Source organism: Bradyrhizobium sp. 23 (genome assembly GCF_023073295.1).
Taxonomy (GTDB): Bacteria; Pseudomonadota; Alphaproteobacteria; order Rhizobiales; family Xanthobacteraceae; genus Bradyrhizobium; species Bradyrhizobium canariense_D.
The window spans coordinates 133,681-160,330 of the sequence record NZ_JADPJF010000158.1; the positions used below are offsets into that span (position 1 = coordinate 133,681).

Below are 26,650 nucleotides of genomic sequence, written 5' to 3' on the forward strand. Positions count from 1 at the left end.
AGACACGGGCCCTCGGTGGACGGCCGTCACTATCCGTCCTCCTGATACAGCAAGGCCAAAAAGCCGGTGAGGCCGCCCACCACCACGGGCAACCACGCCGCAGCGATCGGATGCATCAACTCAGCCTTGCTCAAATCTTCAGTCACTTTCGACAGAACGTAGAGCAGAAAGCCTGCGCCCACGCCACTCAAAACCATCTTCTGCACGCCGCCCATCCGGAAGAAGCGCAACGACACGGAGGCCGCGAGCATCACCATGGCTGCAAGCAAAAACGGCTGTGCCAGAAGCTTCTGATACTGGAGTCGGTATCCGGCTGTCGCGAAGCCCGAGCTTTCGGATGAGCGGATGTAGCTCGGTAGTTGCCAAAAGGACACAGTCTCGGGTGTGGAAAAGCTGTTGCGGACCTGGGCCTCGGTCAGCGTGGTCGGAATCTCCAGGCTGGCCTGATCGACCGGCGGCGAATCCAGCGAGAAGCGGCGGACGCCCTTGAACAGCCAACGGCCGGCCTCGAGCGTCGCCTCGCGCGCCTCGACCCGTTCCTTAAAGTGCTGCTCTGTGTCAAACCGGAACAGCGTGAGTCCGGTGAGCCGGATACCCTGCTGCTCGCTGCGCGCCGCATTGATGATCGTCTCGCCGTCGCTGGTCTTCTGGTTGAGCCAGAAGCCGGAGGCGTCCTGAATGCCGCCGCCGGGCGCCGAGCCGAACAGCTCGGCTTCCATACGCTTGGACAGCTCGCGCAGATTGGCCGACATCGGATTGTAGGCGACGGTGGCGATCACGCCGATCAGGAGCGCGCTGCCGAGCGCCGGCGAGATGAATTGCCATGCGGAGACGCCGGCGGCGCGCGCGACGACGAGCTCGAGCCGGCGGGAGAGGGCGAGATAGCAGGTCATGGCGCCGATCAGCATGCAGAACGGCGTCAGCTTCTCCAAAAGCTGCGGCACGCGGAACAGCGAGGTCTCGGCCACCATGACTGCGGAGGCGGATGCGAGCCCTGAGGTCTTTCGCACCATCTCGATGTAATCGACCAGCACCAGCAGCAGGAAAATGCCGGCGAACACGCCGAGCGCCGCGACCACGAAACGGCCGGCGAAATAGCGCCCGAGTGTGTTGGTGAGCATGCTCATGCGGTGGCCGGCCGTCCGAACAGCCGCGCGATGCGCGCGTTCGACCTGTTGATGGCCTCCATGAGGCGCGGCGGCGGTTCGACCACAAGGCCGCCAATGATGATCGCCAGCCCGACGCCGATGGCACCAATGACCATGGCATATTGGACCAGCACCGCGCCCGGCGATTTCACCGCCATCACCGAGCAGGCGAAGCCGGCCATGCGCAGGCCGAACACGGCGAGGATCGAGGAGCCGATCGAGAAATTGCGGCTCTGGCGCGTGGTGCGAGGCGCACCCAGAAACGCGAAGGTCAGCACGGCAAAGGCGAAGGGATAGATCGGCGCCAGCAGGCTGTCATGCAGGGCCGAGCGGAACTGGCCGGGAATCTGCTTGTAGACGGGATCGTCCTCGGACGGCGAGAGCAACTCCCAGAGATAACGCTCGCGGATGCCGAGGGTGACGTCGCGGCCCTGGCCCGAGAACTTGGACATGTCGAAGCCGTAGCGGCCGAACGCCACCAGCGCGGGATCGCGCTTGCCGGCCTCGAAGCGCTGGAGATTGCCAGTCTCCAGCACCAGGAACGATCCGGTCTCGTTCTTCACGACTTCGCCGTGCTCGGCGACGATCGAGACCCGCTCGTTCGGATCGCGGCGGTCGTCGATGAAGATGCCGGCGAGGATGCCGCCGGGCTGGCGTTCGCGAATCCGGATCGTCAGGTTCTTGTCGAGCTGGGCGAAGCGGCCGGGCTGCAGGATGTTGGTGAGCACGTCGGCGGTGATCTCGGCGTCCCACTGCTTGATCCGCCGCATGCCGTCGGGAGCGAGATAGGCCGCGATGAAGGCGACCAGCAGCGCCACCACGCAGGTGGCGTAGAAGAACGGATAGAACAGCCGGAATGGCGAGAAGCCGGCGGCATTCATCACGATGATCTCGGAATCGGTCGCGAGCTTGTTCAGCGTATGCGAGATCGCGATCATCAGCGCGATCGGCGAGATGATCAGGACCAGCGCGGGCACGACGAGGCTGGTGATCCCGAGGAAAGTCAGGATGGTCTGACCCTGGCTCGTCATCAGGTCGATGCCGCGCAACGCTTGCGTAATCCAGATCACGCCCGTGAGGCTGACCAGGACCAGCGCAAACGACGCGAGCGTCGTGCGGAAGATATACCTATCGATTGACCCCATGCGCTACCGCACGAATCCCACCAAGTCCCCAATGCCGGCCGGAATTCCGGCTGTCCAACCAATCCCCGCAAGGGGATCCCCAAGGTCGGCCAACCATCTCATCCGCCGGCTTACTCTCTCAGTACCATCCCTTTGATCCGTCAACAAAATGGCTGCCCCGTGGCACCCTCAATATATAGTTAATATTTCCCTCGTTGTGGCCCCTCGGCCACGGGGGGTGCTTGGCATCTGCCGGGCCGGTGGCCCATAGTGCGGCACGCTCAGTGAATCGCCGTTCAGCTCCGGCCCGTGGCCGGGACCGCCGATCGGTAAAAAGCGCAATGTTTTTGAGGAGTTACTCATGTCCGATGCCATTAAGGTCGGCTTCGTTCCATTGTCTGCCGCCGCCCGTGGCATCATGGTCGTGTTCTGCGACGACAGCCTGAAGCTCGGCCCGGCGACCGCCAAGGCGCTCGGCGGGGCCACCGAACTCGTGAAGCGGGCGGCCACCGCCGCCGCCTTCAAGGGCAAAAGCGGCGCTGCGCTCGACATCCTTGCGCCCGAAGGCGTGAAGGCCACCCGCCTGATCGTGATCGGTGCCGGCAAGGCGGCCGGCCTGAAGGCGAACGACTTCCTCAAATTCGGCGGCGTGGCGGCGAGCAAGCTTCCGGCCGGGGCGGCGGCCATGACCATCATGGCGGAACTTCCAGGCGGCGCCATGACCAGCGAGCAGGCGGTCGCGATCGCCTCGGGCCTGCGGCTGCGCACCTACAAGTTCGACCGCTACAAGACCAGGAAGAAGGATGGCGAGGAGGGCGGCACGCGCGCCGACGTCTCGTTTGCGGTCGGCGACGTGGTCGCCGCGAAGAAGGCGTTTACATCGGCGGCTGCGATCGTGGACGGCGTGATCATTGCGCGCGACCTCGTCAACGAGCCGCCGAACGTGCTTTTTCCCGAGGAGTTCGCGCACCGCGCAGGCCTGCTCCGCAAGCTCGGCGTCAAGATCGAGGTGCTCGACGTCAAGGCCATGGACAAGCTCGGCATGGGCGCTCTGCTCGGCGTCGGCCAGGGCTCGGCGCGGCCGAGCCGCACCGTGATCATGCGTTGGGACGGGGGCAAGAAGGGTGAGGCGCCGGTTGCCTTCGTCGGCAAGGGCGTCTGCTTCGACACCGGCGGCATTTCGATCAAGCCGGCCGGCAGCATGGAGGACATGAAGGGCGACATGGGAGGCGCTGCCTGCGTCGTCGGCCTGATGCATGCGCTCGCGGCCCGCAAGGCCAAGGTCAACGTCGTCGGCGCCATCGGCCTGGTCGAGAACATGCCGGACGGCAACGCGCAGCGCCCAGGCGACATCGTCACCTCGATGTCGGGCCAGACCATCGAGATCATCAACACCGACGCGGAAGGCCGCCTGGTGCTTGCCGATGTGCTCTGGTACGTCGCCAAGAAAACCAAGCCGAAATTCATGGTGGATCTGGCGACGTTGACCGGCGCCATCGTGGTCGCGCTCGGCACCGAGCATGCCGGCATGTTCTCCAACAATGACGAGCTTGCCGAGCGGCTGCTGGCGGCCGGCATCGAGAGCGGCGAGAAGGTCTGGCGCCTGCCGCTTGGCCCTGAATACGACAAGCTGATCGATTCCCAGTTCGCCGACATGAAGAACACCGGCGGCCGCCATGGCGGCTCGATCACCGCGGCGCAGTTCCTCCAGCGCTTCGTGGATGGCACGCCCTGGGCGCATCTCGACATCGCTGGGACCGCCATGGGCGCGCCGAAGACCGACATCAACCAGAGCTGGGGAAGCGGCTATGGCGTTCGCTTGCTCGACCGTCTGGTCGCAGATCACTACGAGCGCAAATGACCCGAGATGACTGAAGTCCTCTTCTACCATCTGCAAAACATGACGGTGGAGAACGTGTTGCCGCCGCTTCTCGAGAAATCGCTCGAGCGCGGCTGGCGCGTCGTTGTGCAGTCGAATTCGCCGGAGCGCGCCGATGCGCTCGACGCCCATTTGTGGACCTATCGCGACGATTCCTTCCTGCCGCACGCGACATGGCGGGTGAGCGACGCTGCCGATCAGCCGATCGTGCTGGCGGTCGAGGAGGACAATCCGAACGGTGCCAATGTCCGCTTCCTCGTCGACAACGCCGCGCTGCCGCAGGACGCGCAGGCCTATGAGCGCATGGTGCTGCTGTTCGACGGCGACGATCCGGACGCGCTTGCGTTCGCCCGCAGCGCCTGGACGGATTGCAAGGCGCGGGGATTTGATGTCACTTATTGGCAGGCTGACGAGCGGGGCCGGTGGCAGAAGCGGAATTAGCGGTCGCTCGCAATTAATGATAATTTGCACTTTTCGGGTGATGATGGCTTTTGTCACCTTCGTGCCGCAAAGTGATGTTGCTACAATTGCTTAGGGCCGATCCTTCACTCGGGGATTTTAGTTTATCGTGCGACATCAAAAGCTTCCCAGCTCGCTCATAATTGCGTTGGCGGCCGTAGCCCCGCTGGTTGCGGGCTGTTCGGGCGGGACCGATCTGTTGTCCAGGGATGCCCAGTGGTTCAACACGCCCAGCCGCCTGTTCATCAAAAGCATCTCGATTGAGTCGCCGCCGCTGACCCCCGACAAGCCGGTTGGGGCCGAGGATCTGGTCAGCGCCGACGGGGCTTGTGCCGGCATGGCGCCGCCGCCCGGGCCGGCTGATGCGAATGCGTCGACGACCGCGCCGGCTCCCATGGGCGGCACCGTCGCGCTCGGCCACACCGAATGCGATGTGGTGCGCGGCATCGGCGCGCCCTCGAGCGTCAACCTCTCCGGTGATGCCGCCGGCAGGCGCGTTGCGGTCGTGACCTGGACGACCGGTCCGCGCGCTGGCATCTATACCTTCACGGCCGGTCGCCTGTCCTCGATCGAGGGCACGCCGGAGGCGCCGGTCATGCCGAAGGCGACCAAGCCGAAGCCGAAGAAGAAGTCGGCGTAACACGGGTCGACCTTTTGGCCTGAAGCTGGTTGCGGCTGTCGATGCGATCAGCCGCGCACTCCTATCCCCATCATCAAGCGGCTTTGCATTCCTTGATCGCGGTGGTCGAGGCGTGAACCGTGATCTCTCCCGTTCGCGCTCGCCGGCGATCTTGTTCGCGAGTTTCGACATCGCGGATGCCGACCTTCGCCCAAAGTGCCTTCATTGCCTCGAGCTGCGTTCTTCCGCGCGCGTTGAAAATCACGGGGGCGTTACGCGTGATCCGTGATCAGGCGGTTCGTGATGAGCAAGCCTTCGCATCCGCTGTCGGAAACTGCCCCGAAGCAAAACTGGAGGAAATCTCCAGAATAATCACGCGCGTCTCAAGCAACGGTTCAAGAATGTCATGTGCGCGAATGCTACGCGTCGAAGGGAGGGGCTAGGTCGGAAGGATCATTTGGATGTCCATTACCTCTGTGTTTTCCCCGGTTACGGGGCAACTCATCATTTTCGGCGACAGCGCGAATAACGGCCTCGTGATAAGTCGCGACAAGTCCGGCCGCATCCTGGTTGATAACGGGCACGTGAAAACGGTTGGTGGCGAACCCACGGTCGACAACACCACCGCGATCGACATCTTCGGTCAAGGCGGTGACGACACGATCACCGTCGACGAATGCCACGGACCGATGCCGGCGGTGCACATCTTCGGCGGCGACGGCAATGACAGGATCACGGGCGGCTCGGGAGCCGACCTCCTGTTTGGTCAGGCCGGCAACGATTTGATCAAGGGCGGCGGCGGCAACGATCTGCTGTTCGGCGGAGCGGGTAACGACGTCCTGGACGGCGGCAGCGGCGACAACCAGCTGTTCGGCGAGGCCGGCGACGACGTCATGATCTGGAATCCCGGCGGCGGCACCAACCTGTTCGAAGGTGGTGAGGGCAACGATACGGCTCAGGTCAACGGAAACAACGCCGCCGAGACGTTCACAATCACGGCGAACGGCACCCGCGTGCGGCTCGACGGGACGGGCGCGGCGCCGTTTTCGCTCGACATCGGCACGACTGAAAATCTCGTCTTGCACAGCGGCGGCGGCGACGATGTCATCACCGCGGGCAATGGGCTCGGCAGCCTGATCTCGCTGACGCTCGATGGCGGCGCCGGCAACGACCGGATCATCGGCGGCGACGGCAACGACCTCATCATCGGCGGCAGCGGCGACGACATCGTCAATGGCGGACGCGGCAACGACGTCGCCCAGCTCGGGAGTGGCGACGACACTTTCATCTGGAATCCCGGTGACGGCAGCGACACGGTCGAGGGCGGCTCGGGCAGCGACAAGCTGCTTTTCAATGGCGCTAACATCAACGAGACCATCAACATCTCGGCCCATGGCGGCCGGGTGCGCTTCACCCGCGATGTCGCCAACATCACGATGGATCTCAACAGCGTCGAGCAGATCGAATTCGATGCGCGTGGCGGCGCCGACAACATCACCGTCGGCGACCTCACCCGGACCGGCGTCAAGCAGGTGCTGGTTGATCTCGGAGCCGTTCCGGGAGGGACGCAAGGCGACGGCGCTGCTGATACGGTGACCGTCAACGGCAGCAACGGCAATCAGCACATCGAGGTCACAGCCGCGGGCACAACGGTCACGGTCACGGGGCTGCCGGAGGTCGTGACGATCGCAAATGCAGAGGCCGGCAACGACCGGCTGGTCGTGCAGGCGCTCGGCGGCAACGACGTGATCGATGCATCCACGCTCGGCGCGGCGATCGGGCTGACCATCGACGGCGGTGCGGGCAACGACACCATCACCGGCAGCCAGGGAGCCGACACCCTGATCGGCGGCGACGGCAACGACAAGGTCATCGGCGGCCGCGGCAATGACGTCGCGCTTCTCGGCGCAGGCGACGACATCTTCACGTGGAATCCCGGTGACGGCAGCGACACTGTCGAAGGCGGCACGGGAACCGATACGCTGGTGTTCAACGGCGCCAATGTGGCCGAGACCATGTCGATCTCGGCGAACGGAAGCCGTGCGCTACTCACCCGTGACGTCGGTGCTATCGTCATGGACCTCGCCGGCGTCGAGCACGTGCAGATCGCGGCGGCAGGCGGCGCCGACAACATCACCGTCAACGATCTGACCGGGACAGGAATCACGCAGGTTGCCATCGACCTCAGTGCCGGCCCCGGCAGCCAGAGCGGCGATGCCGCGGCGGACCGCGTGACCGCGAACGGCACGACCGGTGACGACAACATATCGGTCGTGACCGCCGGCGGATCGATCGTGGTCAACGGCCTCGCTGCGCAGGTGACGATTGCGCATGCGGACGCCGGTGATGTGCTCGGCATCAACGGCGGCCAAGGCAATGATGTCATCGATGCGTCTTCCATCAAGGCGGGACAGTTGTTCCGCCTCAACATCAATGGCGGCGACGGCAACGACACCATCACAGGCAGTGCCGGCAATGACATTGTGAACGGCGGACGCGGCAACGATTTCGCCAATCTCGGTGCGGGCGACGACACCTTCGTCTGGAACCCCGGCGACGGCAGCGATACCGTCGAAGGCGGGAAGGGCACCGACACTCTGGCATTCAACGGCGCCAATATCAGCGAGAACATCAACATCTCGGCCAATGGCGGCCGGGTGCTGTTCACGCGAGATGTTGCCGCCATTGCGATGGACCTGAACGGGGTCGAACATGTCGACTTCAATGCTCTCGGCGGTGCCGACAACATTACGGTCGGTGACCTCTCCGGCACCGGCGTCAGCCAGGTCGACCTCGATCTCGGCGCCAATGACGGCGCCGCGGATACCGTGACCATCAACGCAACCGGCGGCAACGACGTCATCACGGTGACCGAGCACGACGGCATCATCACGGTGTCGGGGCTTGGCCAGGACATCAACATTACCGATGCCGGCGCGGGCGACAGGATCGTCATCAACGGTCTCGATGGCGACGACGTCATCACGGCCTCCGGTCTGCACGGCGGCATCCAGCTCGTTGCCAATGGCGGCAACGGCGACGACGTGCTGATCGGCAGCCCCGGCAAAGACACGCTGGCGGGTGGTGCCGGTGATAACGTGCTGATCGGCGGCGGGGGCCTCGACGTCCTCGACGGCGGCACCGGCAACAACGTCGTCATCCAGGGCGGTGCGTTCGCGGCCGCGATGCTGCTCAACCAGGCCATGGCGGCCAGCTTCGTCCCGGCAGGTGAGGGGAACGGCGAGATGCCGCTGCCCGATCCGCACGCGATGCAGAACCAGGTGCTCGCACCGCCGCAGCACGCCTGAAGCCGACTGCATCGGCCCGGAGAACGCTCATGACGACGAACGCGGTCTCCACCGATACGGGGCTCGATGCATTGCTGACACTGCTGCATCTGCAAGGTGTTGCGGCCGATCGCGAGCAGCTCAGGCACCGGCTGGGCGCGGCAAGCTTCGGCGCAGCGGATATCGTCCGCTGCGCCAGGTCTCTCGGACTTAAAGCGCGAACCTATCGAACGCAGTGGAGCCGTCTGTCGGACACCCCGCTGCCTGCGATCGCAATGCTGCGGGACGGCGGCTTCATGGTCATCGCAAAGGCCTCCGCCGATAAGGTGCTGGTGCAGTCCCCGGAGGCGCAGCGTCCGGTACTGATGGATCGCGACGAGCTGTGCGCGATCTGGGACGGCGGTTTGATCCTGATGGTTCGGCGCGCCGGCCTGTCCGACCTCGGGCGGCACTTCGATATCACCTGGTTCATCGGCGCGATCGGCAAATACCGGCGGCTGCTGGGCGAGGTGCTGGCGGCTTCGTTCTTCATCCAGCTTTTTGCGCTGGTCTCGCCGTTGTTCTTCCAGGTCGTGATCGACAAGGTGCTGGTGCACCGCTCGCTGTCCACGCTCGACGTCCTCGTCATTGGCCTCGTCGTCGTCTCCCTGTTCGACACCGTGCTCGGGATCCTGCGCAATTACCTGTTTGCGCACACCACCAACCGCATTGACGTCGAGCTCGGGGCACGCCTGTTCCACCACCTGCTGGCGCTGCCGATGGCGTGGTTTCAGGCCAGGCGCGTCGGAGATTCCGTGGCCCGGGTCCGTGAGCTCGAGAACATCCGCAATTTCATCACCAGCTCGTCGCTGACGCTTCTCATCGACCTGGTCTTCACCTCGGTGTTCCTGGCGGTGATGTTCGCCTATTCGGCGCAGATGAGCTTCATCGTGCTGGCATCGTTCCCGTTCTACATCGCGATCTCGGCCGTGGCGACGCCGCTGTTTCGCCGCAGGCTGGACGAGAAATTCCGCCGCGGCGCCGAGAACCAGGCCTTCCTGGTCGAGAGCGTCAGCGGCATCGAAACGCTGAAGGCGATGGCGGTCGAGCCGCAGATGCAGCGCCGCTGGGAAGAGCAGCTCGCAGGCTATGTCGCCGCGAGCTTCGGTGTCACCAGCCTCGGCAACACGGCTAGCCAGCTGGTGCAGCTCGTCAGCAAGGTCGTCACCGCCGCCATTCTCTATGTCGGCGCCAGACTGGTGATCGGTGACGCATTGACCGTCGGCGAGCTCGTTGCCTTCAACATCTTCGCAGGGCGGGTGTCGGCCCCGGTGCTGCGGCTCGCGCAGGTCTGGCAGGATTTTCATCAGGCGCGACTGTCGATCGCCCGGCTCGGCGACATCCTCAACAGCGCGGCGGAGCCTGCTTACTCCGCGGCCCGCGCGGGGCTGCCGCCGATCCGGGGCAACATCCGCTTCGAGCACGTCTCTTTCCGCTACCGGCCCGATGGGCCGGAGATCCTGCACGATGTCTCATTCGACATTCCAGCCGGACAAACCGTCGGCATCGTCGGATCGTCCGGTTCGGGCAAAAGCACCTTCGCCAAGCTGGTGCAGCGGCTCTATGTACCGCAAGGCGGCCGCGTGCTGGTCGACGGAATGGATCTGATGACGACCGACCCGGCCGGACTCCGTCGGCAGATCGGAATCGTGCTCCAGGACAACATGCTGTTCAACCGGTCGGTGCGCGACAACATCGCGCTGGCCGATCCAAGCCTGCCGATGGATCGCATCATCGATGCGGCGAAGCTGGCGGGCGCGCATGATTTCATTCTGGAGCTCCCCGAGGGCTACGATACGGTGGTCGGCGAGCGCGGCTCGACGCTCTCGGGCGGGCAGCGCCAGCGCATCGCGATTGCCCGCGCACTGGTGGGCAATCCCCGGATCCTGATCTTCGACGAAGCCACCAGCGCGCTCGACTATGAAAGCGAGCGGATCATCCATGACAACATGAAGGAGATCGCGAAAGGCCGCACCGTCCTGATCATCGCGCACCGTCTGTCCACCGTCCGCGGCGCCGATCGCATCTTCACCCTGGAACGCGGCCGTCTGGTCGAGGACGGCACGCATGATGCGCTGATCAAGACCGGCGGCCGCTATGCCGCCCTGCATCGTCTCCAGGGAGGCATTTATGAGGTCGGCTAACACTGTGCCGGCCGCTCGTCCGGAGCAGACCGTGATCCCGTTCCGGAATGGAAAGGGCCGGCGCGCCGAGGAAGTCGCCTTCCTGCCGGCGGCGCTGGAAATCACGGAAACACCGCCATCGCCGATCGGCCGCGCCATCGCCCTCGCCCTCATGCTGCTTGTCTGCGCGGCGCTGGCCTGGTCGGCTTGGGGCACGATCGACATCGTGACCTCCGCAACCGGCAAGGTCGTGTCGAGCGGGCGAAGCAAGGTGATCCAGCCGTTCGAGACCGGCGTGGTGCGCGCCATTCACGTGCAGGACGGGCAATCGGTCAAGGCGGGCGACCTGCTGATCGAGCTCGATCCGACGGTGAACGCCGCAGAGCGCGATCGTCTGCATGACGATCTCATGGCCGAGCGGCTCAACGTCGCGCGCCTCCGCGCCGCATTGGCGGGCGGCGAAGGGGTATCCGCTGATCTCGTCGTACCAGAGGATGCCGATCCCATGCTGGTTGCGACGCAACGGCAGCTCCTCGCCAATCAGGTCAGCGAGAACAGGGCCAAGCTCGCGGCGCTGGCACGTCAGGAAGCGCAGAAGGAGGCCGAACATCAGACGATTGCGGCGACGATTCACAAGCTTGATGCGTTGCTGCCGATCACCCAGCAGCGTGTCGAGATCCGCAAGACGCTGATGGAGAAGGAGATCGGCTCGAAGCTGACCTACTATGAGACCCTCCAGCTCCAGATCGAGCAGCAGGAGGAGCTTCGCGTCCAGAGCAGCCGCTTGAAGGAGGCCGAGGCGGCCGTCGCCGCGATCCGGGAGACCCGCATCCAGGCCCTGGCCGAGTACAGGAAGAGTCTCTCCGACGAGCTGGCTAAGAGCGAACAGAAAGCCAATGGCGTCGCACGCGATCTGATCAAGGCGCAGCAGAGGACGAGGCTTCAGCAACTGACGTCGCCGGTCGACGGCGTCGTGCAGCAGCTTGCGGTCCACACCGTGGGCGGCGTGGTCACGCCCGCGCAGTCGCTGCTGGTAATCGTGCCGACCGATACGCGGCTCGAGATCGAGGCGATGATCTCCAATCGCGATATCGGATTTGTCGAGGCCGGGCAGGGTGCTGCCATCAAAATCGACACTTTCAATTTCACCCGCTACGGGCTTCTCGCAGGCCAGGTCGTGAGCGTCTCGCAGGACGCCATCATCCGCGACCGGCCGCAGGAGCGCGGGAGCGACCGTCCGCTCGCGACACAACGCGACAGCAGCGAGCCCAGCGGGCAGGAGTTGAGCTACAGCGCCCGCATCTCGCTCGATCGCACCCAGATGCAGGTGGACGACCGCCTCGTCAGCCTGTCGCCGGGAATGGCGGTGACCGTCGAGATCAGGACCGGTTCGCGCACCATCCTGAGCTACCTGCTATCGCCGCTGCAGCGCTACCGGCACGAGATCATGCGCGAGCGCTAGTTCCCGCATGATGCCGACGAAGCTTCGCGAGACGCGCTGAGAACCAATCGGGCTTTTCGGCAGCTACACCATGCCGCGGGCGCGCCACTCCTGATGAAGTCATTTTGGTGTGGCCCCGCAGCCCGGAATGCGTACATAGGAGCAAGCAAAAAATTTGGAGGAAAGCATGCGGCTCATTGCCCTCGTATCGGCTCTGGTCCTGCCGTTTGGCGCGGCGCTCGCCCAGGACTATCCGATCAGGCCCGTCACCATGCTGGTGCCGTTCGCCGCCGGCGGACCTACGGACACGATTGCTCGCCTGACCGCGGCCGGCATGGCGAAATCGCTTGGCCAACAGGTCGTCGTCGAGAACGCGCCTGGCGCCGGTGGTACCATCGCCACGACCCGCGCCTCGCGAGCCCAGCCCGACGGATACACGCTGCTGATCCATCATGTCGGCCTCTCGACGGCCGCCACACTGTACCGCAACCTCAGCTATGACACGAAGACGGCCTTTGCGCCGATCGGGCTTGTGACCAATGCGCCGATGACCATCATCGCGCGTCCGGATTTTCCGGCCGACACGCTGAAGGAATTGGTCGCCTACGCCCAACAGCAGGGCGACAAGTTGACCTATGCCAATGCCGGACTCGGCGCGGCGTCGCATCTCTGCGGCATGCTGTTCATGACAGCGATCCAGAAGCAGCTCACCGCGGTGCCCTACAAGGGCAACGGCCCCATCATGAACGACCTTCTCGGCCGGCAGATCGATCTTACCTGCGACCAGGCGACGAATACCACCGGCCCGATCATGTCGAAGCAGGTCAAGGCCTATGCGATCACCACCAAGGAGCGGCTGAAGAGCCTGCCCGATCTGCCGACGGCCGACGAGGCCGGTCTCAAAGGGTTCGAACTTGGCGTCTGGCACGGCATCTATGCCCCCAAGGGCACACCGCCGGCGGTCGTTCAGAAGCTGACCGCGGCGCTCCAGTCCGCCCTTAGGGATTCCACGCTGATCGCCCGGTTCAACGACATCAATACCGAGCCGGTCCCGCAGGAGAAGGCGACGCCGGAGGCGCTGGCCGCGATGCTCGCGAGCGAAGTCGACCGTTGGGCTCCGATGATCAAGGCAGCGGGCCAATTCGCGGACTGAGCCATTCCTGCTCAATTCGTGCCGACATCGCTGCGTGAGCGGGCTAAGTCACCACGGTAAAGAACAGTCCATTCAACAGCCAGTCACCGGGTAGCAAAATACCGGTACTGTGCATGGGGTTGTTTTTGCGATTTTATTGTCGGGCCGGTCGCGGAGGCGTCAACCCGCCGCCTCGTCGAACTGCGTGCTCGCCTCGAGCCACTGCTCCTCGGCACGCGCCAGCGCGTCGGCCGCATTGGCGCGCGCTTTCGACAGTTGCGCGGCCTGCTTGGGATCGCGGGTGAAGATGTCGGGCAGGGCCAGCGCAGTGTCGATCTTGCTGATGATCGCGCTGACGCGGGCGATCTCGGTCTCAGCTTCCGCGATACGTTTCTTCAGCGAGCCGCGATTGTCCGATCTCGGACGCTGCGGCTTCTCGCTCGCGGCGTTGCGCTCTCGCGGGGCGGGCTCGCCATTGCGCGCGGACAGCACCAGGCGGCGATATTCGTCGAGGTCGCCGTCGTAATTAGTCACGGTGCGGTCGGCGACGATCCAGAGTTGATCGGCGCAGGACTCGATCAGATAGCGATCATGCGAAACCATGATGACGGCGCCGGAGAATTCGTTGATGGCTTCCGCAAGCGCGGCGCGGCTGTCGATGTCGAGATGGTTGGTCGGCTCGTCCAGGATGATCATGTTGGGGCCGAAGAAGGTCGCCAGTCCCAGCAGGAGCCGCGCCTTCTCGCCGCCCGACAATTTTCCGACCTTGGTATCGGCCGCCTTGCCGGAAAAGCCGATCGCACCGGCGCGGGCGCGTACTTTGGCTTCGGGCGCCTCGCCCATAAGCTTGCGGACGTGGTCGTAGGTCGAGGCATCCTCGTTCAATTCGTCGAGCTGGTGCTGGGCGAAATAGGCAATCGAGAGCTTGTCGGCGCGGGTCACCTTGCCCGAGAACGGCGCGAGGCGGCCGGCGAGCAGCTTCACGAGAGTCGACTTGCCGTTACCGTTCGAACCAAGGAGCGCGATGCGGTCGTCATTGTCGACGCGCAAGGTGACGCGGTTCAGCACGGGCGAGTTCGGATCGTAGCCGACCACGACGTTGTCGGCGGCGATGATCGGCGGCGACAGGATTTTCTCGGGCGCGGGAAAGCTGATCTCGTGTACGTCCTGGGTGACCAGCGCCGTGATCGGCTTCAGCCGCTCCAGCATTTTCACACGGGACTGCGCCTGGCGGGCTTTCGAGGCCTTGGCCTTGAAACGGTCGACGAAGGCTTGCAGGCGGGCGCGTTCGGCTTCCTGGCGCTTGACCGCTTTGGCATCGAGCATCTCGCGCATGGCGCGCTGCTCCTCGAAGGAGGAGTAGGTGCCCTTGTAAAGGGTGAGCTTGCTGCGATCCAGATGCAGGATCTGGTCGACCGAGCTTTCCAGCAGATCGCGATCATGGCTGATCACGATAACGGTGCGCGGATAATGCGCGAGGTGATCCTCGAGCCACAGCGTGCCTTCGAGGTCGAGATAGTTGGTGGGCTCGTCGAGCAGCAACAGGTCGGGAGCCGCAAACAGCGTTGCGGCGAGCGCAACGCGCATGCGCCAGCCGCCGGAGAATTCGGCGCAGGGGCGGAGCTGGTCGGCGGCGGAGAAGCCGAGACCGGAAAGGATGGCTGCGGCGCGGCTCGGCGCCGAATGCGCGTCGATGTCGACCAGCCGGGTCTGGATCTCGGCGATCTGGTGCGGGTCGGTCGCGCTCTCGGCCTCGGTGAGCAGTGCGTCGCGTTCGAGGTCGGCCTTGAGCACGACCGAGATCAGGCTCTCGGGGCCGTTCGGCGCTTCCTGCGCCAGGCTGCCGACGCGCCAGCGGGGCGGCAGGCTCACCGTGCCGTGCTCAGCGGCGAACTCGCCGCGGATCACCTTGAACAGGGTCGATTTGCCGGTGCCGTTGCGACCGACCATGCCCACGCGGGATCCGGGCGTGATCTGCACGGAACTCTGGTCAATCAGAAGGCGTCCGGCGAGGCGGATGGAGAGGTCGGTGATGGAGAGCATGCGGCCTTGTCACCGCACCCGCGATCAAACGCAACCCGTTTTTCTGTGTTTGCAAGCCGGTGCTTGTCAACTCAGTGCGAATCGCGCTCGCGCTGCTTCAGCTCATTGAGGAGTTGCTCGAGGTGCGTCGGCAGCCTGGCTTCGGGCCGCAGGCTCTGCTGGAGCCGTTCGCCCACCGCATCGCGGATCGAGCGGCTGGTGCGCCGGTCGATTTGCTCGCTATCGTCGGCGAAAAGGCTAACCATCGCAGAGTTCCGTGTTCTCAAAGAAGCGACACGGTACCAAGTCCTTGGCCCCCAAATGGTTTCGCCACTCGCGGCGATTGCGCGGCATTCTAGCAAAAATTGTGTGAAGCCGCGCAATATCCTCTCCGAATACAAAGCCCCGGCGCTGGGGGACGCCGGGGCTTCGCCTGGAAGGTACCTTGGGGGCTCAGGTATCTTTGGAAAGGTGCTGTCGGGCTCAGTAGCAGCGGTTGATCATCCGCCAGCGGGGTCCCCAGGGAGTCGGGACCAGCCGGCGCACATAGCAGCCGCCATAGCCGTAGGAGACGGGAGCATAGAAGCGCGGTCCACCCCAGCCGTGGCCGTTGTGCCAGCCACCGCCGCCGTGCCAGCCGCCGCCGCCACCATGCCAGTGCGCGGAGGCGGAGGTCGGCGCCAGCGCGGCACCAAGCGCAACCGCGGCGACGGCGGCGAGGGAAAGTTTCCTCAACATGGTGATCTCCTCAAATCTGTTGGCGCGGGGCTATCGCGTCGATGGAAAGGCCGCCGAAACGGTCTGCCTCTGAAAGAGGCTTTGGTTTCGATGGACCCGAGGTTATCCGAGCGAGGCTGAACCAAACCCTGACGAGGCCTTCAGAATGGGTTCATCTGGGTGAAATCATTGTAATCCACGTTGGACTTCCAACCCTGAAAGGGGGACCCACCACGCGTCCGCAATGGATGGGAAGGAGACCACGGAAGCTAAGCTTCGCGTCTGCCTTGAGTGCTACGGTCATATAGAGTCTGCCATGGTCGATCCTCAGTCACACCAGGAAGGGGCCTTCGCGTGATCACCGTTTGGGGCGGACAGACCTCGCGATCGATCCGGGTCGTATGGGTGCTGGAGGAGATGGGCCTTCCCTACCGCGTGCGGCAGGTGGACATGCTGGCCGCCAAGCAGGACCCCGAGTTCCTGGCGGTCAACCCCGCTGACTACATCCCGGCGATCCAGGACGGCGACGTCGTCATGGTCGAGTCGATCGCGATCATGGAGTACCTGATGGCCCGCTACGGGCCGACGCCGCTGGCGCCCGCGCCGCAGGATCCCACGTTCCCCGCCTACCAGCAATTTCTGCATCTGGGCGAAGCCGGTCTCGCGACCCTGATGATGCCCGTCGTCGTCAGCCGCTTCATCGCGCCCGATGCCGAACGGGAGAACTGGGGCGCGACCTGGTGCCTGCAGTCGTTCCAGAAGCGGCTAAAGCTTGTCAGCCAACGGCTTGCCGACTCGTCCTACCTTGCCGGCGAGGCTTTCACAGCAGCCGACATCTCGGTGACCTACGCCCTGAACCTGGGCCAACGGAACTGCGGGATCACCCTCGGCGACGCCGAACAGGCCTATCTCGCCCGCACCACCGGCCGCGACGCCTACAAGCGTGCCATGGAGCGTTCGCACGAAGGGGTGAACACCTGATTCCCGTTTCGTCCGCGAATCGAGACACGAGAGGTCAGCACTCAACGTCATGGGGTCGAAAGCGGCCCTAAGCCCGACGCCGACCTTCGGACGCCCAGATCGCCGCCATCTACAAGTATCGGTTCAGGTGAACACTCGCCCTCGGCCTGCGGCGAAGCGCCCGCGAGCCCGTTTGGGCGGTCGCTTGCCGTATCGCGAAGGCGCCGATATAAGCCCGGCAACTCCGAACCACTGTTTTCTCTTCAAGGACAACATCATGGCCATCGAACGCACCTTCTCGATCATCAAGCCCGACGCCACCGCGCGCAATCTCACCGGTGCGGTTAACGCCGTGATCGAGAAGGCGGGCCTGCGCATCGTCGCGCAGAAGCGTATCCGCATGACCAAGGAACAGGCCGAGACCTTCTATGCGGTCCACAAGGCGCGCCCCTTCTTCGGTGAGCTCGTGGAGTTCATGACGTCGGGCCCCGTGGTCGTCCAGGTGCTGGAAGGCGAGGGTGCCGTCGCCAAGTATCGCGACGTGATGGGCGCGACCGATCCGTCCAAGGCGGCTGACGGCACCATCCGCAAGCTCTACGCAAAGTCGATCGGCGAGAACTCCGCGCACGGCTCGGATGCGCCGGAGACCGCCGCGATCGAGATCGCGCAGTTCTTCTCGGGCAACGAGATCGTCGGCTGATCCGTCAGCCGATAAGGTAACGAGACGCGGCGAAAGGACGTAGTGTGAACTGGCTCTGGCAGATCTTCGATCCCGCTACGATCGGGGCATTCTTCACCCAGTTCCGCGTTGAGATGGCCGAACCGACCTTTTGGGTCGCGGTCGGCAAGATCATCTGGATCAACATCCTCTTGTCCGGCGACAATGCGCTGGTGATCGCGCTTGCCTGTCGCGGCCTCAAGCCGCGGCATCGGCTGTGGGGCATGATCCTCGGTGCGGGCGCCGCGGTGCTGCTGCGGATCATCTTCACGGGCATCGTCGCGAGCCTGATGGAGTTGCCGTACCTCAAGCTGGTGGGCGGCCTCGCGCTGATCGTGATTGCGGCCAAGCTGCTGGTGCCGGAGCAAGAGGACGAGGACGGCGTCGAGTCGGCGTCGCATCTGTGGCAGGCCGTGCAGATCGTCGTCGTTGCCGACATCGTCATGAGCCTGGACAACGTCATTGCGGTGGCCGCGGCCGCCAATGGCAGCGTGCCCTTGCTGGTGCTCGGTCTTGCCATCAGCGTGCCCTTGATCGTCGCCGGCGCGGCGCTGATCATGGCGCTGCTCGCAAAGCTGCCGGTTCTGGTGTGGGCCGGCGCGGCGCTGCTCGGCTGGATCGCGGGCGAAGTGATCGCGACCGATCCCGGCATCGCGCCGAGGCTGCATGCGCTGTTCGACGGTCCGTTCGGCGCTTCGCTCGACAACATGCTCGGCGCCTTGCGCATCCCGCCGCAATTCGCCCATGGCGGCGGAGGCGGCGAATATCTCTGCGCAGCTCTCGGCGTCGTTGTCGTGCTGGTCGTCGGCTCCATCTGGCGCCGCCGCAGCATGAGCGCGGCCGCGCTGGAGTCCTCCGAACGCCACGTCAAGGCCTCGGCGGAGTAGATCTATCTTTTGAGCATGATCTCTTGGGAAAAGCGCTAGCGTCGGACGATCGAGCCGGCGCGGTTGATCAGGCGGGCGAGCGCGCGGAAGCGGCTGCCGACTCGATCCGCGACGAGATCGCCGAGGCGGTGCTCGAACACCAGCAACAGCTTGCGGCCCATGCTGCGGAAATGCGTCGCGGGCAAGACGCCCGGACGCGCCGCCGAGATCAGATGTGCGACGCGGAAGGCCGCGCCCAGCAGGCGGGCGCGTTCGAGCTGCGCCGGCGTCAGCAGCTCCTGCATGGCGACCGGCGGCTGGTTCTCCTCGCTGAGGCCCGCATAGCGATAGAACACGGACAACCCGACGAAGGCGCGCTCGGTGTGGGTGATCGCGCCGAAATTACCGTTGACGACGAGGCTCAGCGTCTGCTCGCCGCGATGGTCGGGATGCACGCGCCACCCGATGTCGGACAGCAGGCACGCGGCGTGGCGCAGGCGGCGGTCTTCTTCGGTCTCGCGCAGCTTCACCACGCGCGCGAGGCGGTCGGTCCAGGCGATCAGCTCGCGGGCGTGCTTTGCCGAACGCGACAGCAGCTGGTTCAGCTCCTCGGCCGCGCAGATCAGTCCGTCCTTGTTGCGCTCGGACTCCGGCAGCTTCTCGTGCAGCAGGCCCTCGCGCACGCCGAAGGTCGAGAACACGATGGTCTTCGGCTTCGCCACCCGGATGATGTGCTCGAGCACCAGCGCCGCATAGGTGAGGAGCGGACGCCGGGCATCGGCGACGATCTCGATGTCGGCGAGCATGCCGGCGGCCGCAAGCCGGCGGAGACGACGCGAGAAATCGAGCGCCTCGGCCGCCGAAATCGAATAGCCGTGCATCACCTGCAGCGGATAGCCGCTCTGGATGATGTGGATGCGCGCAAGCGCGCGCCAGGTGCCGCCGACCGCGTAGAAGCTGCGGCTGCTCCCCGCCTTGAGCTGCGGCACCCCATCGAGCGCTTCGCGCACGATGCGGTCGGCGCGTTTCAGGGATTTATGCGCGAGGTCCTGCAGCGCGAGGCCGCCGAGCGGCAGCGTCACGCCGCTGCGCACGGTGTTTTTGCGCACGTCGATCAGTTCGAGCGAGCCGCCGCCGAGGTCGCCGACGATGCCGTCAGGATGATGGATGCCGGAGATCACGCCAAGCGCCGACAGCCGCGCCTCGCGCGGGCCCGACAGGATCTCGATCTTCACCGCGCAGATGCGCTCGGCTTTCGCGATGAAGTCGGCGCCGTTGGAGGCATCACGGCAGGCGGCGGTCGCAATCGCAAACACCCGCCCGACCTGCATGACCCGGCACAGCGCATGGAAGCGCTTGAGCGAGGTCAGCGCCTTGTCGACGGCGTCGGGCGCAAGCAGTCCCGTGCTCTGCACTTCGCGCCCGAGGCCGCACAGCGTCTTCTCGTTGAAGATGGGAATGAGGCTCCGCGTCAGTCCCTCGTAGACGACGAGACGGACCGAGTTGGAGCCGATGTCGATGACCGCGACGCTCGAGCCGCGCTTGCGCGGCCGCTTCACGTCGACGATCCCGGATCAGGATTGATGACGTTCATTACGGCGCGTGAGGCGGCGCGGCGAGGATTCCTTGAGCGACTTACCACGGCCAGACAGACTCGGATTTGTCATGAAGTAGTTGTGGACGTTGAAAGGCTCCTCGCCCTTCGCGGTCTTCATACGCGTTGAGGACCCGTCCGGCAACAATTGCCAGCTCTGTTCATTGTCCTTGAGATTCGCGACCATGATCTGTTCGAGAACCTGCTGATGCACCGTGGGATTCTGCAGCGGACACAGCACCTCGACGCGGCGGTCGAGGTTGCGCGGCATCATGTCGGCTGAGGAGATATACACAGCCGCTTTCGCGCTCGGCAGGCCCTGGCCCATGCCGAAGCAGTAAATTCGGCCGTGTTCGAGGAATCGTCCGATGATCGACTTGACGCGGATGTTCTCCGACAAGCCGGGAATGCCGGGACGCAGGCAGCAGATACCGCGCACCACGAGTTCGACCTGCACGCCGGCCTGTGAGGCCTCGTAGAGCGCGTCGATGATGTCGGGGTCGACCAGCGCGTTCATTTTCATCCAGATCGCAGCAGGCCGGCCGTGCCGCGCATGCGCGGTCTCGCCCTGGATGTGCTCGATGATGCGCTTGCGCAGGGTCAGCGGAGACACCGCCATCTTTTCCAGATCGCTCGGCGCAGCGTAGCCGGTGATGAAGTTGAACACGCGCGCGGCGTCGCGGCCGATGGTCGGCTCCGAGGTGAAGTAGGAGAGGTCGGTGTAGATGCGCGCGGTCACCGGGTGGTAATTGCCGGTGCCGGTGTGGACGTAGGTCGTGAGGCTGCCGCCCTCGCGCCGCACCACCATCGAGAGTTTCGCGTGGGTCTTCAGTTCGAGGAAGCCGTAGACGACCTGCACGCCGGCGCGTTCGAGGTCGCGCGCCCAGCGGATGTTGGCCTCCTCGTCGAAGCGGGCCTTCAGCTCGATCAGCGCGGTGACGGATTTGCCGGCTTCGGCGGCTTCCACGAGCGCGCGCACGATCGGCGAGTTGCTGGAGGTGCGGTAGAGCGTCTGCTTGATGGCGACGACGTCGGGGTCGCGCGTCGCCTGCTGGAGAAACTGCACCACGACGTCGAAGGATTCGTAGGGGTGATGGACGACGAGGTCCTTCTGCCGGATCGCAGCGAAGATGTCGCCGCCTTGCTCGCGCACGCGCTCGGGATGGCGCGGCACGTAAGGGGTGAATTCGAGATCGGGCCGGTCAAGGCGGGTGAGCTGCGAGAGCTCGTTCATGGCGAGCACGCCATCGACCAGGAACACCTCGTCGTCGGCGGTCGACAGCGCGTGCTGCACGAAACTGCGCAGCTGCTCCGGCATCTTGGCGTCGATCTCGAGTCGGATCACCGAACCGCGGCGGCGGCGCTTCAGCGCGGTCTCGAACAGGCGGACGAGATCCTCGGCCTCTTCCTCGATTTCGAGTTCGGAGTCGCGGAGGACGCGGAAGGCGCCCTGGCCGTGAAGATTGTAGCCGGGGAACAGGCGGTTGATGAACAGCGCGGTGGCCTGCTCCAGCGAGATCAGCCGGACGACCTTGCCGTCAGCCGGCAGACGGATGAAGCGGTCGATCTTGCCGGGCATGCGGATCAGCGCGTTCATCTGCTTGCCGTCGGCGGCGCGCGTGAGCTGGAGCGCGATGGTGAAGCCGAGGCTCGGAATGAACGGGAAGGGGTGGGCCGGGTCGATCGCGAGCGGCGTCAGCAGCGGGAACACGTTGCTGAGGAAGTAGTCCTCGACCCAGGTTCGTTCCGCCTTGGTGACCTCCTTGCCCTCGACCAGCACGATACCCTCGTCGGCGAGCGTGCCGCGCAGGTCGCGCCAGATTGCCTGCTGGTCGGAGGCAAGCTGCGAGACGGTCCGGTTGATGAGCGCGAGCTGCTCGGACGGGGTCAGACCGTCGGGGCTGCGCTCAGCAATACCCTCGCGCACCTGGGCCTTGATGCCGGCGACGCGGACCATGAAGAACTCGTCGAGGTTATTCGCTGAAATCGACAGGAATCGCACCCTCTCCAGCATGGGGTGGCTGGGATTGACCGATTCCTCCAGGACGCGGCGGTTGAAGTGCAGCCAGGAAAGCTCGCGATTGATGAACCGCTCGGGGCTCGATGCGATCGCCGGCGGGCCTTCGGCTTCCGGGGCTTTTTCTTTAACTTCAACAGCTTGCGCAGAATCCATCAGAAGTCGGTCCATCCAGTTCGCCCCAATTTGCGACTTACGCGCAAAACCCGCGGGAGCATGTGTTAGAGCGATGACGTTTCGATGACATTGATGTTCCGCCGCCCGGCCGCGTCAACCCGCCTTGGTCAGACATCCCGGAGCAGCTCGGCCGCCAGGGCCCGGGTGACGGGGCGGCCGAGGCGCAAGGCCTCGCTGTCCAGCAGGTCCACAGCCCGTCGGGCGGCGGCCGAGGACCGCTCCAGGCGAGTGGCGAGGTAGCTGACCACGCTCTCGTCCACCGCGAGCTGGCGGTCGGCGCAGAACTTGACGATCAGGCCGCGGAAGAGCTGGTCGTCGGGCGGCAGCAGCGAGACAACGGGGACGGCGCGGAGCCGCGAGCGCAGGTCGGCGAGCTCGATCTCGAGAGACGCGGGCACCTCGCGTCCGGTGAAGAGGACGTAGGCGCCGTCCTCGCGGGCCAGATTCATCAGATGGAACAGGGCGCGCTCGTCGAATTCCCTGGCTTTGGGATCCTCGACCACCAGCGCGCCGGTGGCGAGCGCAGCCGGGACGGCCTCGGCGGTCAGCCCATTGGCCGTGGTCGAGCGGGCGCCTGAAGCCTCGGCCCAGATCGCGGCGAGATGGCTCTTGCCGCTTCCTTCCGGGCCGGCCAGCCACATGATTCGGTTCGGCCATTCCGGCCAGGCGTCGATGAGGGCAAGACCGGCGGCGTTGACGGGGCCTTCGAGGAAATTGTCCCGGCTCAGGCTCTCCGCATGCGGAAGCGAAAACGCCAACTGTCGGGGATGAACGCGGCCTGGCACGCTTGCTTTGCTCCGTGCCGGCGTGCCGGCTTCGTTTGACGAGATGCGACCTAATCGAGCGGGAGTTGGCCTTTTACGGGGCCGCTCCCAACTCACTTGGCCTCGATCGTGCTCATGTGCCGCAACCATTCGACAAGATAGAGCGACACGGAGGAGAGCGTGAAGACCGTGACGAGGCCCATCAGGATTATATCATAAGGACCGGGTTTGAAGCCGAAGGCGAGGGCGGCCAGCACCAGCGCCGCGAACGCCACCTGGGCCACAGTGTTGAGCTTGGATACCTTTGAGGGCTTCATCTCCACAGGTCGGTCGAACAGCCACGATATGATCACGGCGGCGACGATCATGATGTCGCGCGAGACCACCAGGATGACGATCCAGCGCGGAATCGCGCCCCAGATGCCGAGCGCCATGTAGATCGAGACCAGCAGCGCCTTGTCGGCGAGCGGGTCGAGCAAGGCGCCGAGCTCGCTCGTCATGTTGAAGCGCTTGGCAAGGAAGCCGTCGACCGCGTCGCTGATACCGGCGATCAGGAATACGGCGAACGCCACCTCCATTTGGCTCGACACGATGGCCCAGACGATGATCGGGACCAGCATGATGCGGCCCAAAGTAATGATGTTCGGTATACTCACACGGCGCTTCCCGGCACCCGGCCTGACCTCGAATTCGGCCCTTTGGAGGCTGAACCGGTTGATATCTCTACATAGTATACGGCGGCGCGCCATGCGAGCCATTGCGCGTCCCCGGAATTCGACGTAACCAGCCGCAAACCCACTGGAAATCGGGCATGACCGACCGCAAAAACGGCCTCACTTACGCCGATTCAGGCGTCGATATCGATGCGGGCAACCGCTTGGTCGACCTGATCAAGCCGATGGTGCGCGCCACCGCACGGCCCGGCGCCGACGCCGAAATCGGCGGATTCGGCGGCCTGTTCGATCTCAAGGCGGCCGGTTTCAAGGATCCCATCCTGGTGGCCGCGACCGATGGCGTCGGCACCAAGGTCAAGATCGCGATCGAGACCGGCCTGCATGGCGGGATCGGCATCGACCTCGTCGCCATGAGTGTCAACGACCTCGTGGTGCAGGGCGCCGAGCCGCTGTTCTTCCTCGACTATTTTGCCTGCGGGAAGCTCGATCCGGAGGCGACCGCGTCGATCGTCGCCGGTGTCGCCGAAGGCTGCCGCGAATCCGGCTGCGCCCTGATCGGTGGCGAGACGGCCGAGATGCCCGGCCTCTACAAAGACGGCGACTACGACCTCGGCGGCTTTGCCGTCGGCGCCGCGGAGCGGGGCACGCTCTTGCCGCGCAAGGACATCGCCGCCGGCGATGCCGTGATCGGGCTCGCTTCGTCGGGCGTGCACTCCAACGGTTTCTCGCTGGTGCGCAAGATCGTGGAACAATCCGGCCTCGGCTTCGGGGCGCAGGCGCCGTTTGCGCCCGTCATGACGCTCGGCGGCGCGTTGCTGACGCCGACGCGTCTCTACGTCAAATCCTGCCTGCGCGCGATCCGCGAGACCGGCGCGGTGAAGGGGCTTGCCCACATCACCGGCGGCGGCTTCACCGACAACATTCCGCGCGTGCTGCCGAAGCATCTCGGCGTCGGTATCGATCTGGCGCGCCTGCCAGTGCTGCCGGTGTTCAAATGGCTGGCCGCGCAGGCCGGCATCGCCGAGCTCGAAATGCTGCGGACCTTCAATTGTGGGATCGGCATGATCGCGATTGTCGAGCCGGACAAGGTCGAAGAGGTCGTGGAGATCTTCACTGACGCCGGTGAGACCGTGGCACAGCTCGGCAGCGTGATCCCGGCCGAGGGCGAGCACCGCGTCGTCTATAACGGCCATCTCGACCTGGCGCTGTAATGACCGGCGCTGTAATGAAACGCCGCGTCGCCATCCTGATTTCCGGCCGTGGCTCCAACATGGCTGCGCTGATCAAGGGCGCGGCCGCGCCGGATTTTCCGGCGGAGATTTCGCTCGTCATCTCGAACAAGGCCGATGCGCTGGGGCTGGAAAGGGCCAAAGCGAGCGGCGTGAAGACGCTGGTGATCGAAAGCAAGCCGTTCGGCAAGGACCGCGCCGGCTTCGAGAAGGTGCTGCAAGCAGCACTCGATCAGCACGGCATCGAGCTGATTTGCCTCGGCGGCTTCATGCGCCTGTTCACGGCCGAATTCACCAAGGCGTGGTACGGGCGGATGCTCAACATTCATCCCTCGCTGCTGCCGTCCTTCCCCGGTCTCGACCCGCACGGCCAGGCCTTGCGCGCCGGCGTCAAGCTGTCCGGCGCGACGGTGCACTTCGTGATCCCCGAGACCGACGCCGGCCCAATCGTGATGCAGGGCGCGGTTCCCGTCAGCGACCACGACACGGCGGACACGCTGTCGGAGCGTATCCTTGAAGTCGAGCACCGCATCTATCCCGCAGCACTGAGCCTGCTCGCGACCGGCAAGGTCCAGATCGAGGGCGATGTGTGCAGGACCGCGGGCAGCGGGCCGTTGGAGAATTTTCTGGTTTCGCCGTTGGTGCGGTGAAGCGCCGTCGCACTCGGAATACTTCTCATTCCAAACAAAAACCCCCGGCAGAGCCGGGGGCAACGTCATGATCTCTTGCGCAGACCGCGAGAGAAATCAGGAAACCTTGAGGTTCTCCGCGGATGCCTTGCCGCGGTTCTCCACGAGATCGTATTCAACCACCTGATTTTCATTGAGGGTCGAGAGTCCGGCGCGCTCGACGGCGGAGATGTGGACGAAGACGTCCTTGTCACTGCCGTTCGGCTTGATGAACCCATAGCCCTTGGTCGGGTTGAACCATTTGACGGTGCCCTTTTGCGGCATCCTCAGTCTCCTCCGCTAGATACAAAAACGACGCGGCCGCTTTTCGCGTGCCACGCCACAAACGGGCTTCCGGTAGTCTGTTCGAGTCTTGAGTCTCAATGTCGCGAAACGCACAGTCGAGCGGCCAATTCCGATTGTGTCCGATATTGCAACATGAAAATCGCCCGTTAGCAAGCCGCGCGCGAATTTCAAGACTTCGACCCGAGTGCCCGTCCGCAATTTGCGACCTGTGGCCGCGGAACCACAATCGGAAGCAATGCCTTTGCCGGGACGCGCCAGCCGGTTGACCCTCAGTAACAGTTCGGCACAAATCGCGGCACGCGTGCGCCGCTCCTGTTGCTTTTTTGCGCGCCGCCCTTTGCTTCAGGATTTGTCGCCATGTGCTGCATTTCGCAGCCCTCAGAGACACGGCAGGCGATCAGGCTGAACCGCGTCCGCTGGATCGCGGCTGCCGTGGCGTTTGCTCTCATCATGGTACTGTCGACGACATCAGGCTTTGCGCAGAGTCCCACGCCCACGCCGACCCCGACACCCACGCCGTCACCGACGCCGATTCCGATGCCAATTCCGATGCCGACCGCGACCAATTACGACCAGTCGGCCGGCAACAGCTCGCTCAATCTCGGCTCGAATTTCCTGGAGCGGCTCGGAAACCAGGCATCTGGCGGCGTCAACCGGGCGTTTCGGACCAATCCCGGCGGCGGCGGC

Annotated in this window: 22 protein-coding genes and 1 pseudogene; 13 read left to right on the forward strand and 10 right to left on the reverse strand. The window is 64.7% G+C overall.

The window, feature by feature from the left end; all coding sequences use genetic code 11:
• Nucleotides 1-29: 29 nt before the first annotated feature.
• Entirely contained in the window at nt 30-1,127 is a 1,098-nt protein-coding gene (lptG, locus tag IVB32_RS41755) for an LPS export ABC transporter permease LptG (protein ID WP_018459094.1), read from the reverse strand.
• Nucleotides 1,124-2,293 carry an LPS export ABC transporter permease LptF gene (gene lptF, locus IVB32_RS41760; RefSeq protein ID WP_018459093.1) on the reverse strand — a complete coding sequence of 390 codons (1,170 nt, stop codon included), beginning with the start codon at nt 2,291-2,293 and terminating at the stop codon, nt 1,124-1,126. The genes lptG and lptF overlap by 4 nt, the downstream gene beginning before the upstream one ends.
• A 340-nt stretch (nt 2,294-2,633) precedes the next feature.
• Here lptF and IVB32_RS41765 point away from each other — a divergent pair, with 340 nt between their 5' ends.
• The 7 genes from IVB32_RS41765 to IVB32_RS41795 all read left to right on the forward strand — a co-directional run bounded on the left by IVB32_RS41765 (nt 2,634) and on the right by IVB32_RS41795 (nt 13,272).
• Nucleotides 2,634-4,133 carry a leucyl aminopeptidase gene (locus IVB32_RS41765; protein ID WP_247368383.1) on the forward strand — a complete coding sequence of 500 codons (1,500 nt, stop codon included), beginning with the start codon at nt 2,634-2,636 and terminating at the stop codon, nt 4,131-4,133.
• Nucleotides 4,134-4,139: 6 nt separating this feature from the next.
• Entirely contained in the window at nt 4,140-4,592 is a 453-nt protein-coding gene (locus IVB32_RS41770) for a DNA polymerase III subunit chi (RefSeq protein ID WP_204510997.1), read from the forward strand.
• A 166-nt stretch (nt 4,593-4,758) separates the two neighbouring features.
• On the forward strand, nt 4,759-5,250 hold the full coding sequence (locus tag IVB32_RS41775) for a hypothetical protein (protein WP_018459090.1): 492 nt from the start codon (nt 4,759-4,761) through the stop codon (nt 5,248-5,250).
• Between the two features lie 440 nt (nt 5,251-5,690).
• Nucleotides 5,691-8,537 carry a calcium-binding protein gene (locus IVB32_RS41780; RefSeq protein ID WP_247413179.1) on the forward strand — a complete coding sequence of 949 codons (2,847 nt, stop codon included), beginning with the start codon at nt 5,691-5,693 and terminating at the stop codon, nt 8,535-8,537.
• Nucleotides 8,538-8,566: 29 nt separating this feature from the next.
• Entirely contained in the window at nt 8,567-10,699 is a 2,133-nt protein-coding gene (locus IVB32_RS41785) for a type I secretion system permease/ATPase (protein WP_204510999.1), read from the forward strand.
• Complete coding sequence (locus tag IVB32_RS41790; RefSeq protein WP_204511000.1) at nt 10,686-12,140, forward strand: HlyD family type I secretion periplasmic adaptor subunit; 1,455 nt, start codon at nt 10,686-10,688, stop codon at nt 12,138-12,140. Before IVB32_RS41785 ends, IVB32_RS41790 begins: the two co-directional genes overlap by 14 nt.
• 166 nt (nt 12,141-12,306) lie before the next feature.
• Nucleotides 12,307-13,272 carry a tripartite tricarboxylate transporter substrate-binding protein gene (locus tag IVB32_RS41795; protein WP_085352933.1) on the forward strand — a complete coding sequence of 322 codons (966 nt, stop codon included), beginning with the start codon at nt 12,307-12,309 and terminating at the stop codon, nt 13,270-13,272.
• Nucleotides 13,273-13,431: 159 nt separating this feature from the next.
• On the opposite strand, the gene IVB32_RS41800 is transcribed toward IVB32_RS41795, so the two are convergent.
• From IVB32_RS41800 to IVB32_RS41810, 3 genes are all read right to left on the reverse strand, one after another.
• On the reverse strand, nt 13,432-15,294 hold the full coding sequence (locus IVB32_RS41800) for an ABC-F family ATP-binding cassette domain-containing protein (RefSeq protein ID WP_247368374.1): 1,863 nt from the start codon (nt 15,292-15,294) through the stop codon (nt 13,432-13,434).
• Nucleotides 15,295-15,365: 71 nt separating this feature from the next.
• Entirely contained in the window at nt 15,366-15,539 is a 174-nt protein-coding gene (locus tag IVB32_RS41805; RefSeq protein ID WP_007609361.1) for a hypothetical protein, read from the reverse strand.
• A gap of 217 nt (nt 15,540-15,756) precedes the next feature.
• The gene (locus IVB32_RS41810; protein WP_247368370.1) at nt 15,757-16,011 is read right to left on the reverse strand and encodes a sulfur globule protein precursor; all 255 of its coding nucleotides are present in this window, start codon (nt 16,009-16,011) and stop codon (nt 15,757-15,759) included.
• Between the two features lie 333 nt (nt 16,012-16,344).
• Here IVB32_RS41810 and IVB32_RS41815 point away from each other — a divergent pair, with 333 nt between their 5' ends.
• From IVB32_RS41815 to IVB32_RS41825, 3 genes are all read left to right on the forward strand, one after another.
• A complete protein-coding gene (locus tag IVB32_RS41815; protein ID WP_085352938.1) occupies nt 16,345-16,971 on the forward strand; it encodes a glutathione S-transferase family protein in 627 nt (208 codons plus the stop codon).
• Nucleotides 16,972-17,227: 256 nt separating this feature from the next.
• A complete protein-coding gene (gene ndk, locus IVB32_RS41820) occupies nt 17,228-17,650 on the forward strand; it encodes a nucleoside-diphosphate kinase (RefSeq protein ID WP_018456271.1) in 423 nt (140 codons plus the stop codon).
• Between the two features lie 44 nt (nt 17,651-17,694).
• Nucleotides 17,695-18,555 carry a TerC family protein gene (locus tag IVB32_RS41825; protein WP_085352939.1) on the forward strand — a complete coding sequence of 287 codons (861 nt, stop codon included), beginning with the start codon at nt 17,695-17,697 and terminating at the stop codon, nt 18,553-18,555.
• A gap of 35 nt (nt 18,556-18,590) precedes the next feature.
• Here IVB32_RS41825 and ppx read toward each other — a convergent pair whose 3' ends face one another.
• From ppx to IVB32_RS41845, 4 genes are all read right to left on the reverse strand, one after another.
• Complete coding sequence (gene ppx, locus IVB32_RS41830) at nt 18,591-20,093, reverse strand: exopolyphosphatase (RefSeq protein WP_018456273.1); 1,503 nt, start codon at nt 20,091-20,093, stop codon at nt 18,591-18,593.
• A 15-nt stretch (nt 20,094-20,108) separates the two neighbouring features.
• The gene (locus tag IVB32_RS41835) at nt 20,109-22,301 is read right to left on the reverse strand and encodes an RNA degradosome polyphosphate kinase (protein ID WP_026233127.1); all 2,193 of its coding nucleotides are present in this window, start codon (nt 22,299-22,301) and stop codon (nt 20,109-20,111) included.
• A gap of 128 nt (nt 22,302-22,429) precedes the next feature.
• Nucleotides 22,430-23,107, reverse strand: a complete 678-nt coding sequence (locus IVB32_RS41840; RefSeq protein WP_085352943.1) for a DnaA/Hda family protein — start codon at nt 23,105-23,107, stop codon at nt 22,430-22,432.
• A gap of 92 nt (nt 23,108-23,199) precedes the next feature.
• Nucleotides 23,200-23,742, reverse strand: coding sequence for a CDP-alcohol phosphatidyltransferase family protein (locus IVB32_RS41845; RefSeq protein WP_026233129.1), 543 nt, complete (start codon nt 23,740-23,742; stop codon nt 23,200-23,202).
• A 155-nt stretch (nt 23,743-23,897) separates the two neighbouring features.
• On the opposite strand from IVB32_RS41845, the gene purM reads away from it, so the two are divergent.
• Both purM and purN read left to right on the forward strand, forming a co-directional pair.
• Entirely contained in the window at nt 23,898-24,971 is a 1,074-nt protein-coding gene (purM, locus tag IVB32_RS41850; protein ID WP_085352944.1) for a phosphoribosylformylglycinamidine cyclo-ligase, read from the forward strand.
• A gap of 14 nt (nt 24,972-24,985) precedes the next feature.
• Entirely contained in the window at nt 24,986-25,639 is a 654-nt protein-coding gene (gene purN, locus IVB32_RS41855) for a phosphoribosylglycinamide formyltransferase (RefSeq protein ID WP_247368366.1), read from the forward strand.
• Nucleotides 25,640-25,735: 96 nt separating this feature from the next.
• On the opposite strand, the gene IVB32_RS41860 is transcribed toward purN, so the two are convergent.
• Nucleotides 25,736-25,942: a cold-shock protein gene (locus IVB32_RS41860; protein WP_007591938.1), complete on the reverse strand. Its 207-nt coding sequence runs from the start codon at nt 25,940-25,942 to the stop codon at nt 25,736-25,738.
• 378 nt (nt 25,943-26,320) lie between these two features.
• Between IVB32_RS41860 and IVB32_RS41865 the strand changes: the two are divergent.
• Nucleotides 26,321-26,650, forward strand: a pseudogene (locus tag IVB32_RS41865) (autotransporter domain-containing protein); the annotation flags it as partial.

Coding starts and splice junctions, on each gene's coding strand:
- IVB32_RS41805 (WP_007609361.1), bottom strand. CDS start 15,539: ATGGTTAGCCTTTTCGCCGACGATAGCGAGCAAATCGACCGGCGCACC.
- purN (WP_247368366.1), top strand. CDS start 24,986: ATGAAACGCCGCGTCGCCATCCTGATTTCCGGCCGTGGCTCCAACATG.
- IVB32_RS41770 (WP_204510997.1), top strand. CDS start 4,140: ATGACTGAAGTCCTCTTCTACCATCTGCAAAACATGACGGTGGAGAAC.
- lptG (WP_018459094.1), bottom strand. CDS start 1,127: ATGAGCATGCTCACCAACACACTCGGGCGCTATTTCGCCGGCCGTTTC.
- IVB32_RS41780 (WP_247413179.1), top strand. CDS start 5,691: ATGTCCATTACCTCTGTGTTTTCCCCGGTTACGGGGCAACTCATCATT.
- IVB32_RS41835 (WP_026233127.1), bottom strand. CDS start 22,301: ATGGATTCTGCGCAAGCTGTTGAAGTTAAAGAAAAAGCCCCGGAAGCC.
- IVB32_RS41765 (WP_247368383.1), top strand. CDS start 2,634: ATGTCCGATGCCATTAAGGTCGGCTTCGTTCCATTGTCTGCCGCCGCC.
- IVB32_RS41795 (WP_085352933.1), top strand. CDS start 12,307: ATGCGGCTCATTGCCCTCGTATCGGCTCTGGTCCTGCCGTTTGGCGCG.
- IVB32_RS41860 (WP_007591938.1), bottom strand. CDS start 25,942: ATGCCGCAAAAGGGCACCGTCAAATGGTTCAACCCGACCAAGGGCTAT.
- IVB32_RS41800 (WP_247368374.1), bottom strand. CDS start 15,294: ATGCTCTCCATCACCGACCTCTCCATCCGCCTCGCCGGACGCCTTCTG.
- lptF (WP_018459093.1), bottom strand. CDS start 2,293: ATGGGGTCAATCGATAGGTATATCTTCCGCACGACGCTCGCGTCGTTT.
- ndk (WP_018456271.1), top strand. CDS start 17,228: ATGGCCATCGAACGCACCTTCTCGATCATCAAGCCCGACGCCACCGCG.
- IVB32_RS41790 (WP_204511000.1), top strand. CDS start 10,686: ATGAGGTCGGCTAACACTGTGCCGGCCGCTCGTCCGGAGCAGACCGTG.
- IVB32_RS41785 (WP_204510999.1), top strand. CDS start 8,567: ATGACGACGAACGCGGTCTCCACCGATACGGGGCTCGATGCATTGCTG.
- purM (WP_085352944.1), top strand. CDS start 23,898: ATGACCGACCGCAAAAACGGCCTCACTTACGCCGATTCAGGCGTCGAT.
- IVB32_RS41810 (WP_247368370.1), bottom strand. CDS start 16,011: ATGTTGAGGAAACTTTCCCTCGCCGCCGTCGCCGCGGTTGCGCTTGGT.